Here is a 10,757-nt window from a genome sequence, read left to right on the forward strand (position 1 = left end):
CAACCGCCCACGAAAGGGAGGAAGCGAGCATGGCCGTCCAGCTCAATCACACCATCGTCCCGGCGCGGGACAAGACGACGTCCGCTACCTTTTTGACCGAGATCCTGGGCCTCTCGGCGCCGGTGCCGTTCGGGCATTTCTTGACGGTGCGGCTCGACAACGACGTCACGCTCGACTTCATCGACACCCCTGGCGAGATCCGCTCCCAGCACCTCGCCTTCCTGGTCAGCGAGGCCGAGTTCGACGAGATCTTCGGTCGAATCCGCGAACGCCAGATCCCGTACTGGGCCGATCCCAGAGCGCAGCACCCCGGGGAGATCAACCACCATGACGGCGGGCGCGGCGTCTACTTCCCCGATCCCGCCGGGCACTTCCTCGAGATCATCACCCGTCCTTACGGCAGCGGCGGCGGATGACGGAGCGATCGCTCGATCGCGGGAAAGAGCCCCTCCTCGGTCGGGATCCCCCGGGGAGCTGCGCGCCCTGCCTGGACCGGAGCGAGCGCGCCGTGGTGGAGCGTTGCGCGTGTGAGGCCACCATCGCCATTTCCTCCCGCGCGTTTCCTGTCTAGCTTCGGGTCCATGCTGCGCACCTCCACCTTCCTCGTCACCCTCGCCATCGCCGGCTGCGGCGGCGCCCCGAAGCCGCCGCCGGAGCCCCCACGACCCGCGCCGATCGCGGCCGAGCCCGAGTCGGAGCCCGAGCCGCCGCTCGACGACGCGCCGATGCTCGACGTGATCGCCGCGCAGCCGACCGAGATCCTGCTGGACGGCAAGCCCATCGGGACGACGCCGATCTCCGGGCGCAAGGTCGCGCCCGGCTCGCACGAGGTGACGTTCGTGGACCCGGAGCGCGGCAACCGGACCATGATGGTGACGCTCGAGCCCGGCGACGCGAAGACGGTCCAGTCGGACCCGCCACCTTCCCTGGTGGAAGCGAGCGGCGGCGCGACGGACGACAAGCAGGGCGAGACGAAGAAGTAGCGTCAGGCGTCCCGCGAGGAGCGGAGGAGAGCGCGCTGTCCGACCAGAGGGCGCACCGGCTGGCGCGCGCACGCTGGGGAGTGCAAAGCTGCGCCGACTTGACGAGGAGGTCTCCATGACCAGGTTATTTGAGCCCTTTCGCTTGAAGGACGTCACGCTGCGCAACCGCGTGGTCGTCTCTCCCATGTGCCAGTACTCCTCCAGGAACGGGTACGCCACCGACTGGCACCTTGTTCATCTGGGCTCGATGGCGAGGGGCGGAGTCGGCCTGGCGATCGCCGAGGCGACGGCGGTGTCCCCGGAAGGCCGCATCAGCCCCGGAGACGCCGGCCTGTGGGAGGACGGGCAGATCGAGCCTCTCCAGCGGGACGACCCGCACTGGGCCTATCACGCGGCCAAGAAGCTGGGAGTGGAGCAGCCGAGCCGCGTCCTCCCGCCGCCGTACGGTCACTGGCTCAAGCGCTGAACAGGGGACGTTGGCCGTCCACTCGTCCGCAGCTATCTTCGACCGATGCGGGATCGATGGAGCGTCCGTCGATGGTTGTGGGAAGCGCTTCGAGGGCGCGCGGTCGAGCCATCGAGACCTGCCCCCTCGCGGGTCAGCCACTCCTGCTACAGGACGCCGGCCCCTCACGGGGAGCCCCGACGTGACGGCTCACTCCCCCACGCTGCCGGCGATGTCATCACCTCCGACACGCCGCTGACCGCGTTGATGCTCGGGTCCCAGGAGCGCCACTGGAAGACGAGCGAGCTCGATACGGTGCGCATCGACCCTCCAGGGCTCTTCGATTCGTGGTCTGTCCTCGGGGTGAGCCAGTGGTTCTGGCAGTACCAGCGCCGCAACCTGATCCTCTTCGAGCGAGGAGAGCGCCGATACGTCTACGTTCCCGCGCGGCGAGCGCTCACGTGGGCCGTGGCGGATGGCGTCGTGCCCCCAGGCGCCGTCGAGGAGCGGGCGCGCGAGAGGGCCGAGCACACAGGGTCAGCAGAGCAGATGCGCCTCGATCACCTGCGCGGCTGCGCGCTCGACAGCGCCCCTTTCGAGGCCGGATGGGCGGCGCTCGTCCAGCGCGCGCGCGGAGAGGCGCCGCCGCAGCCAGGCGACATCGATCTCGCGACGCTCGTACACCGGGATCTGTGGAGGGCCGCCGGCGCCGCGCGCCTCGAGGTCCTGGCAGGCGCTTTCGGGGTGCTGGACATCCTCGCCGTGTTCGAGGGGCTCGGCAGCCACGAGTTCACGCTCCCACGCGTGCTCTTCGGCGGAGAAGCCGAGCAGCTCATCGAGGAACGCCTCGGCGGCCGCACACCGGGGCACGTCCGAGACGAGCTGCAGCGCGGAGCACCTGCCGCGCGGTGGAGCGACGGCCCGCGGCGACTGGCAGCTGTCGTGGATCGGCGTCACGCGCTCGACGGTTGCGTCGGCGGCCATGAAGCGGAGCTCGCGCTGGTCCGCCTGGAGCTGTCCACGAGCGGATGGGCGTACGATCGCGAGGTGCTCTGGGCCGACGCGGAGGAAGGCGAGCCGATGAGCTGAGATTCATGGGGATCTCAGGGCCTGCGCCCGCACGCGCTGCCCGCGTCGGCGCCGCGATCGCCGGCCTCGCAGAGTTTCACCGCGGGCGGCCGGATGTGGCAGCATGGGGCCGGAGGAGACCCTACCTTGCGCCTCGGGATCGATTTCGGAACCACGCGGACCGTGGTCGCGTGCTGCGATCGCGGGAACTACCCTGTCGTCAGCTTCCAGGACGCGGCGGGAGACACCGTGGATTTCTACCCCTCCGTGGCCGCCGAGCGGCGGGGGGAGCTCCGGTTCGGCTTCGACGCCCTCGCGGTCGCCTCGGACCCCGAGTGGACCGTGCTCCGGTCGTTCAAGCGGGTGCTCTCCGGCCCGCGCGCGTCGCCCGACGTCGAGGTCGAGATCGGCGGGACGAAGCTCCGGGTGCTCGATCTCCTGACCCTGTTCCTGCGGTCGCTCCGCGACGCCGTGCTGAACCGGTCGAACCGGCCCAAGAAGGACGACGACGGGCGCCTCATCTCGGTCGTGGCGACCCCGGCCAACGCGCACGGGTCGCAGCGGTTCGTGACGCTCGACGCCTTCCGCCGCGCCGGCTTCGAGGTGATCGCGCTCCTGAACGAGCCGTCGGCCGCCGGCTTCGAGTACACGCACCGCCACCGCAGCACCATCACGTCGAAGCGCGAGCACATCGTCGTCTACGACCTCGGCGGCGGGACGTTCGACGCGTCGCTCGTCCACATGACCGGGCGCAGCCACGACGCCGTGACGACCGCGGGCCTGAACCACCTCGGCGGCGACGACTTCGACGCCGCGCTGGCCTCGATGGCGCTCGACGCCGGCAAGATCGAGAAGATCGAGCGCGAGGGCCTGCCGGCGCGCGCGCTCGCGGCGCTCGCGGACCAGTGCCGCGAGGTGAAGGAGCGGCTGAACCCGAACTCCCGGCGCATCGTGATCGACCTGGAGGCCTGCCTGGGCGACCTCTCGCCCGCCCGCGAGGTGACGATCGCGACCGCCGACTACTACGACCGGTGCGTTCCCCTCGTGGAGTCGACCATCGCGGCGATGCAGCCGGTGATCGCGCGCCTCGACGCCGGCGCGGGCGAGGCGCTCGCCGACATCGCGGGGATCTACGTCGTCGGCGGCGCGAGCTCGCTGCCCATCGTCGCGCGGACGCTGCGCGAGCGCTTCGGGCGCCGCGTCCATCGCTCCCCCTACCCCTCGGCGGCCATCGCGATCGGCCTGGCCATCGCCGTCGACGAGGACGCGGGCTTCGAGCTCTCCGACCGGCTCTCGCGCCACTTCGGGGTGTTCCGGGAGGGCAGCGGCGGGGACGAGGTGGTCTTCGACCCGATCTTCGACCGGGAGGCGCGCATCCCGTCGAGCCACGAGGCGCCGGTGGTCTCGCGGCGCGTGTACCGGGCGGCGCACAACGTCGGCCGCTACCGGTTCGTCGAGTGCGCCGCGCTCGACCGGCTCGGCGTGCCCCACGGCGACATCACGGCGTTCAACGAGGTCGTGTTCCCCTTCGACCGGCGGCTCCGCGACCGCGCCGCCGAGCTCGGCGGGGTGACCGTCGAGCGCATGGGCAACGAGGGGCCGCTGATCGAGGAGCAGTACGCGATCACCTCCCACGGGATCGTCGAGGTGACGATCACGGATGTGGAGGCAGGGTACCGGCGCGTCTACCAGGTCGGGGCGTGAGGGCATACGCGATGCCCGAATCGAGCGTGGACCGCACCAGGAGCCCGCCCAGATCCGCCCCGAGCTCGACGAGCGTCCGCGCGATGGCGGGCTGGATCCCCGTCAGGAGCACCTGCGCGCCGAGCAGGTTCACCGCGCGCGCCGTCCGCACCAGCGCGCTCGCGACCTGGGTGTCGATGGTCGGCACGCCCGTAACGTCGAGGATCACCATCGAGGCCTGGTGGGCGACGATGCCCGCCAGCAGGATCTCGAGCACCTGCTGAGCCCGCGGCGCATCGATGTTGCCGATGAGCGGCATCACCACCACGCCGCGCGCGATCGGCAGCAGCGGCGTGGAGAGGGCGCGCAGCCTGGCCTCCTGCAGGTGGATGATCTCGTCCTGAAGCCGCTGAGCCTCGGCCTCGGCCGCTCGGCTTTCGGTGACCTCCACGGAGATGCCGCACACCGCATGCAGCGTGCCTCGTGAGTCCAGCAGCGGGAACCTCGTGGTCACGAAGGAATGGACGCGGCCCTCGATCAGGAGCTGCTCCTCCTTGACGAGCGGCGCCTCCGTCGCGATGACCTGCCGCTCCGACTGCGCAAAAGCCTCGGCGAGCTCCGAGGGCATGACATCGCGATCGGCGCGCCCGAGCACCGCGTCCCGGGAGAGGCCCATGAGCCGCTCGAAGTGCCTGTTGACGAGCGCATAGCGGCCGTTCAGATCCTTGACGTAGACGGCGCTGGGCGCGTGCTCCACGATTGCGGTGACGAATGCCGCGCTGTCCTGGTACGCCTGTTGGGCGCGCATCCTGTCGGTCACGTCGAGGTTGATCCCGATCACGTAGCGCGCGCCGCCCACGTCGGCCGCCGACATCCTGGTCTCGGTCCAGACGGTGCGGTCCTCGGTGCGATCGAGGCCGGCGTCGGCCGTGTTGTACGCGGTCGGCGCCATGATCACGCCTCCGCCGCTCCGGATCACCTGATCGAAGTGGGCAGTGTATCCGCCCGCCAAGGCGACAGGGTCCTCGTACATATTGTGCTTGCCGACCATGGCCTCCTTCGACGGCACGGCCAGTATCTCGCGGTTCCGTCGGTTGATGTCCACGAGTACGCCGTCGGCGCCGTAGAGCGCCGACGGGACCGGCAGGTGCTCGAAGACGCCCTGGTACAGCGCCGCCTGCGCCTCCGCGGCCTGGGCGCGCTGCTCCAGCGCCTTGACCTCGCAGCGGAGCCGCTCCAGCTCAGCCTGCAGTCCCTCGATGTCCATGCCCCCCAGGCTCATCGGATCTGCCCTTTCAGCTCGCGAGTGGCCATCGCGCTCAGGTCGTATCCATGCATTATTACACGCTGGACACTTACATATTCCGTCCAGCATTGCCAACGCCGATTTGCGGAGCTCGGCTTTCAGCGATTGGTCGCGTTGCGGCGCTCACACCTGCGCGGGACCTGCGCTTCTGGGTCACGTCAGGCCGCGTTGGGTCGCGTTCGTGTGCGGGGGAGCGGAGAGCGCGCTACGGGACGATCCGGCGCAGCGCCTCGACCAGGATCGGCAGGGTCGCCAGCGCGCCGAGCGTGGTCACGACCGCGGTGGCCGCGGCGAACTGGCCGTCGCAGCCGTACCGCGCGGCGACGATCACGGACACCATGGACGTCGGCATGGCGGACTGAAGCACCGCCACCTCGGAGGAGGGCCGCTTCAGGCCGAGCGCGACCGCGGCGCCGAGCGCGACCGCGGGCGACAGGAGCAGCTTCACGGCGGCGACCGCCGCGAGCGGGCGCACGCGGCCGCGGAGCGAACCGAGGTCGAGGCTGAGGCCCAGCGCGAGGAACACGAGCGTCGGGGTCGCGCTCCCGAGCGCGCCGAGCGCCTGTTCCAGCCACACCGGCAGCGGGATCGGCGCCGCGTGGAGCGTGAGCCCGACGGCGATCGACAGCACGTTCGGGTGCAGGAGCACCGCGAGCAGGCCCCGCCCATCCCCGCCGCCCCCGCCCCCGCCCATGCGCGCGGCGAGCGCGACGCCGAAGGTCCACAGGAGGAACGCCGTGACGATGCTGTCGACGAGGATCGCCGTCCCCGCCGCGCCGCCCGCGTCGCCGTAGAGGGCCAGCACGACGGGCACGCCGAGGAAGCCGGTGTTGGAGAAGCTGCCGACGAGGCCGGCGGCGCCCTGCGCGGCGCGCGGGAGCCCGAGCGCCCGCGCCACGGCGACCCCCGCGAGGGCGCACGTGAAGAGCGCGACCGTCGACGCGGCGACCGCGCCCCACGCGCCGTGACCGATGCCCGAGCGGCGGAGCACGCTGACGATCAGCGCGGGCGTGGTGACGTCGATGACCAGCCGGTGCAGCACGGCGGCGTCCGCCTGACCGGCGCGGCCCAGCGCGCGCAGCAGCACGCCGACCCCGAGCACCGCGAAGAGGGCCAACAGCTGCGAGATCAGGTCGCCCGACGGCACGGGCCCGCTTTTAGCTCGGCGGCGGGCGGCGTCCAGCGCTCTCGCTGGTCATGCGGCCGTCCGGCAGCGGGGCGGGAGGTCGAGACCGCGCCAGGAGCGCCGAGGAAGGTTGCTTCCCGGCGCCCCCGCGCTTCTTCAGGTGGTCAGGGCACGAGGTCCTGCACGGCCTGCACCACTGCCTGGGCATTCATGCCCAGCCGGTCCATCACGATGTCGCCGGGGGCGCTCGTGCCGAAGCGGTCGATGCCGAGGGCGATCCCCTTGGTGCCGACCCACCGGTGCCAGCCGAAGGTGACGCCCGCCTCGATGGACACGCGCCGCGTGCACGCGGCGGGCAGCACGGCCTCGCGGTAGGCGTGATCCTGGCGCGCGAACCGCTCCACACACGGCATCGAGACGACGCGGACGCCGGGCCCGATCCGCTTCGCGGCCTCGACCGCGTGCTGCACCTCGCTGCCCGTCGCGATCAGGATGGTCTCGAGCGCCGCCGTCTCCTTGACCAGGACGTAGGCGCCGCGCCGGACGCCCTCGCGCTTGGCGGCGGCGTCGCCCGGGAGCAGCGGGACGGCCTGGCGCGTGAGCGCGAGGACCGTCGGGCCGTCGTTGCGCTCCAGCGCGGAGATCCAGGCGCCGGCCGTCTCCTCGGCGTCCGCCGGCCGGATGACGTCCAGATCGACGATGACGCGCAGCCCGGCGACGGTCTCGACGGGCTGGTGCGTCGGCCCGTCCTCGCCCACGCCCACCGAGTCGTGCGTGAAGATGTAGATGACCGGCAGGTGCGACAGCGCGGCGAGGCGGACGCTCGGCCGCAGGTAGTCCGCGAACACGAGGAACGTCGCGCCGCTCGGGCGCAGGCCGCCGTGGTACGCGATGCCGTTCATGATCGCGCCCATGCCGTGCTCGCGGATGCCGGCGCGGATGTTCCGGCCGCCGGGGTGCTCCGGATCGAAGTCGGTGCTCGACGCGATGTAGTTGAACGTCGAGCCGTAGAGGTCGGCGCTCGACCCGATGAGCGCGGGCACCGCCTCGGCGACCGCCTGCAGCACGGTCTCGCCGGCCTTGCGCGTGGCGACCTTGGTGCCGGCGGCGAAGGCGGGGACGCGCGCGTCGAGGTCCGCCGGGAGCTTCTTCGCGAGGCCGTCGTCGAGCTGGCGGGCGAGCTCCGGGTTCTTCGCGCGCCAGGCCTGGAAGGTCGCCTCCCACGCCCCGCGCACCTTGGCGAGCTCTTCCTTGCGCGTCGCGAAGAACTGCTTCACCTCCTCGCTGACGTAGAAGTGCTCCGCGGGCAGCCCCAGGTTCTTGCGGGCCTGATCCACGAACTTGGCGCCGCCCTCGCCATGCGCCTTCTGCGTGCCGGCGACCTCCGGGATCCCCTTGCCGATGACGGTGTGGGCGACGACGAACTTCGGCTTTCCGCTCTTCGACGCCCGCGCCTGGCCGAGCACCCGGTGGACGGCCTCCAGATCGTTGCCCTGCTCGATGTGGAGCACCTCGAAGCCGTACGCCTCGAAGCGCTTGGCCGTGTCCTCGCTCTGGGTCTTGATGGCCATCGCGTCGAGGGTGACGTCGTTGGCGTCGTAGATGAGGATCAGGTTGTCGAGCTTGAAGTGCCCCGCGAAGGAGGCCGCCTCGGCGGCCACGCCCTCCTGGAGGCAGCCGTCGCCGGCGAGGCAGTAGACATTGAGATCGAAGATCGTGTGCTCGGGCGTGTTGTAACGCGCGGCGAGCATCTTGGCGGCCACGGCGTGCCCGACCGCGTTGCCCACGCCCTGGCCGAGCGGGCCCGTCGTCGCCTCGACGCCCTCGGTGTAATGGTACTCCGGGTGGCCGGGCGTCTTCGACTCCCACTGCCGGAAGCGGCGGACGTCGTCGAGGGACACCGGATAGCCCGAGAGGTGCAGCCAGGCGTAGAGGAACATGCTGCCGTGACCGGCGGACAGGACGAAGCGATCGCGGTTCAACCAGTGCGGTTCGCTCGGATCGTGGCGGAGGATGTCGCCGTAGAGCGCTGCACCGATCTCGGCGGCCCCTAGCGGTAGGCCGAGGTGACCGGATGAGCAGGCGTGGACGGCATCCATGGCGAGGCCGCGGGCGATCGAGGCCGCGGCGGCGAGCTTGGCGAAATCAGGCATGGCGCGCACTCTAACCTACTTCGTCGCGAAGCGCGCCCCTTCGCGAGGCCCCTCACCCGCCGCCGACGCCTGGACCGCTGCGAGCGCGCCTCGGTGCCCGCTCGACTGTCCAGGGTTTCGTGGGATGCGCCGGAGCCGCGGGGCGGAGATCGGGCCGGTCCGCCCATTGGTTGCGCCATGGCGGACGCCCGCCGCGGGGCCCGCTGCGCTCGCGGAGCCCCGGCAGCTGCTCGCGCGGCGCTCGCCGGGAGACGGGCGCCGGGCCGACATGCCGCCGTTCGCCGCCGCCCTGAGGTGCAGGCGGACGCGATGGCGCCAAGGCGGCCTTCGCCCCCACGCCGGGTTCACCTTCACCACAAGGCTCGTTCCGGCGGGGATTGACCCACCGCCGAGATCCGGATTTCCCAGGCTGCGGCCCACGACCACGGCATTGTCCTCTGGGTGGACGGCGACATCCTTTGCCTCTCCGCCATCCTCCGAGTGGCTGCGGAGGTTCATCGCGGAAAGAGAGAAACCGCCAAGTGGCCTTCCGGCGGAAGGACGCCCTGGGTATCCGGAAGTTGAAGGACAAGGATGAGAAGGAGCGCCTTCACCAGCCATGCCGCCTGCGCCATGAACCCGGGCGTGTCCCCCTCCTCGTTCTCCGTCCCAATCCCTGCCTGCTGATACCTCCAGCGGTGTCCACGGAAGCGGCGGAGGCTCAACGACCGATCGGCGCACGGCCATGCCGGCCTGGGCTTCGCCGGAGAGCCGACATGGCCCGCCTGGATCGAGGTGGGGCCCCCCTCCTCTTGCGCCCACAAAACACGTGCTAATTCCGACCGTCCCGTGGTACGAGACGAGGGAGTCCGGGGGGATCCTTCGCTGTGGCAGGGCCACACAGCGCACGGTGCATGCGTCCGCTCGCTCGCCGTCCCATTGGACATGCCGACCGGGAGCGGAAGGCTGGTTGGGGTGTACTGAGACCTGCAGAAACCTATGCAAGAGAAAGAAACTCCGCCCTCTGGGCTCATCCTCATCGTGGACGACAGCGCAGACAACCTGAACGTCCTGTCGAGCGCGCTCATGTCGGATGGATTGGAGGTCGCCGTCGCGTGCGACGGTGAGGAGGCGATCGAGCTGGCCAGCCGAGCCCAGCCCGATCTCATCTTGCTCGACGCGCTGATGCCCGGTCTCAGCGGGTTCGAGGCGTGCCGGCGAATCAAGGCCGATCCGGCGACGCAGAGCATCCCCGTCATCTTCATGACAGCGCTCGCTGAAGCGAAGTTCCGGATCCAGGGCTTTCGCCTGGGGGCCGTCGACTACGTGACCAAGCCGTTCGAGAAGACCGAGCTCCTGGCGCGGGTGCACACCCAGATCTCGCTCCGGCGCGCAACGCGGGCTCTCGAGGAGCGGAATGCGAGGCTCTCGCAGGAGATCCGGGAGCGCGCCAGGGCCGAGGAGGCGCTGGCGGAGGCCGTACAGATGCTGCGCGACGCGAACACGCAGCTCTCGCAGCAACTCGCGCAGAGCGAGCGCGCCGAGGCGGCCAGAGCGGCGCTGCAGGAGCAGGTCATCGCGGCCCAGCGGGAGCGGCTCCTCGAGCTCTCCGCGCCGCTGATTCCGATCATCGATGGCATCCTCGTGATGCCCCTCGTCGGCACGGTGGACGTCGAGCGCGCCAGGCAAGCGGTCGAGACAGCGCTGCGCGGGGCGAGCGAGCGCGGGGCGGACCATCTCATCATCGACATCACCGGCGTCAAAGCGGTAGACGCGACTGTCGCGCGCATGCTCGTGCAAGCCGCGATGGGGCTCTCGCTGCTCGGCACGCGGACGGTCGTGACCGGAATCCGCGCCGAGGTGGCGCACACGTTCGTGGGGCTCGACCTGCACCGCGATCGCCTCGTGACGAAGGCCACCCTCCAGTCGGGCGTCGAGCATGCGCTGCGCACGCGCGGTCGTGGCCAGCCGAGGCCCGAGCTCTGAGCACGAGAGGATTCCGTTGTTGCCCGGC

General features: G+C 70.9%; 8 protein-coding genes and 1 pseudogene. 6 read left to right on the plus strand and 3 right to left on the minus strand.

What is annotated here, in order from left to right; translation table 11 throughout:
• Positions 1-29 precede the first annotated feature (29 nt).
• The 5 genes and pseudogenes from WMF11_RS22125 to WMF11_RS22145 all read left to right on the plus strand — a co-directional run bounded on the left by WMF11_RS22125 (position 30) and on the right by WMF11_RS22145 (position 4,200).
• A complete protein-coding gene (locus WMF11_RS22125) occupies positions 30-416 on the plus strand; it encodes a VOC family protein (protein WP_437300988.1) in 387 nt (128 codons plus the stop codon).
• Positions 417-581: 165 nt separating this feature from the next.
• Positions 582-983 carry a PEGA domain-containing protein gene (locus WMF11_RS22130; protein WP_437978805.1) on the plus strand — a complete coding sequence of 134 codons (402 nt, stop codon included), beginning with the start codon at positions 582-584 and terminating at the stop codon, positions 981-983.
• A gap of 115 nt (positions 984-1,098) precedes the next feature.
• Positions 1,099-1,350: pseudogene (locus tag WMF11_RS22135) on the plus strand (NADH:flavin oxidoreductase/NADH oxidase); the annotation flags it as partial.
• Between the two features lie 342 nt (positions 1,351-1,692).
• Positions 1,693-2,517 carry a hypothetical protein gene (locus WMF11_RS22140; protein WP_437978806.1) on the plus strand — a complete coding sequence of 275 codons (825 nt, stop codon included), beginning with the start codon at positions 1,693-1,695 and terminating at the stop codon, positions 2,515-2,517.
• 126 nt (positions 2,518-2,643) lie between these two features.
• Complete coding sequence (locus WMF11_RS22145; RefSeq protein WP_437554579.1) at positions 2,644-4,200, plus strand: Hsp70 family protein; 1,557 nt, start codon at positions 2,644-2,646, stop codon at positions 4,198-4,200.
• Here the strand turns inward: WMF11_RS22145 and WMF11_RS22150 are convergent.
• The 3 genes from WMF11_RS22150 to tkt form a co-directional block, all read right to left on the minus strand.
• Complete coding sequence (locus WMF11_RS22150; protein ID WP_437910487.1) at positions 4,151-5,554, minus strand: PAS domain-containing protein; 1,404 nt, start codon at positions 5,552-5,554, stop codon at positions 4,151-4,153. The genes WMF11_RS22145 and WMF11_RS22150 overlap by 50 nt on opposite strands.
• Before the next feature lie 136 nt (positions 5,555-5,690).
• Positions 5,691-6,632 carry an AEC family transporter gene (locus tag WMF11_RS22155; protein ID WP_437978807.1) on the minus strand — a complete coding sequence of 314 codons (942 nt, stop codon included), beginning with the start codon at positions 6,630-6,632 and terminating at the stop codon, positions 5,691-5,693.
• Between the two features lie 143 nt (positions 6,633-6,775).
• The gene (gene tkt / locus WMF11_RS22160) at positions 6,776-8,764 is read right to left on the minus strand and encodes a transketolase (protein WP_437554583.1); all 1,989 of its coding nucleotides are present in this window, start codon (positions 8,762-8,764) and stop codon (positions 6,776-6,778) included.
• A gap of 978 nt (positions 8,765-9,742) precedes the next feature.
• On the opposite strand from tkt, the gene WMF11_RS22165 reads away from it, so the two are divergent.
• Positions 9,743-10,729 carry a response regulator gene (locus WMF11_RS22165; RefSeq protein ID WP_437978808.1) on the plus strand — a complete coding sequence of 329 codons (987 nt, stop codon included), beginning with the start codon at positions 9,743-9,745 and terminating at the stop codon, positions 10,727-10,729.
• Positions 10,730-10,757: the final 28 nt, after the last annotated feature.

Source organism: Sorangium sp. So ce295 (assembly GCF_051527405.1).
Classification (GTDB): Bacteria; Myxococcota_A; Polyangia; order Polyangiales; family Polyangiaceae; genus Sorangium; species Sorangium cellulosum_B.

Bases quoted from the DNA above. Each gene is read 5' to 3' on its own strand.
- WMF11_RS22125 (WP_437300988.1), top strand. From the start codon at position 30: ATGGCCGTCCAGCTCAATCACACCATCGTCCCGGCGCGGGACAAGACG.
- WMF11_RS22130 (WP_437978805.1), top strand. From the start codon at position 582: ATGCTGCGCACCTCCACCTTCCTCGTCACCCTCGCCATCGCCGGCTGC.
- WMF11_RS22150 (WP_437910487.1), bottom strand. From the start codon at position 5,554: ATGCTGGACGGAATATGTAAGTGTCCAGCGTGTAATAATGCATGGATA.
- tkt (WP_437554583.1), bottom strand. From the start codon at position 8,764: ATGCCTGATTTCGCCAAGCTCGCCGCCGCGGCCTCGATCGCCCGCGGC.
- WMF11_RS22165 (WP_437978808.1), top strand. From the start codon at position 9,743: ATGCAAGAGAAAGAAACTCCGCCCTCTGGGCTCATCCTCATCGTGGAC.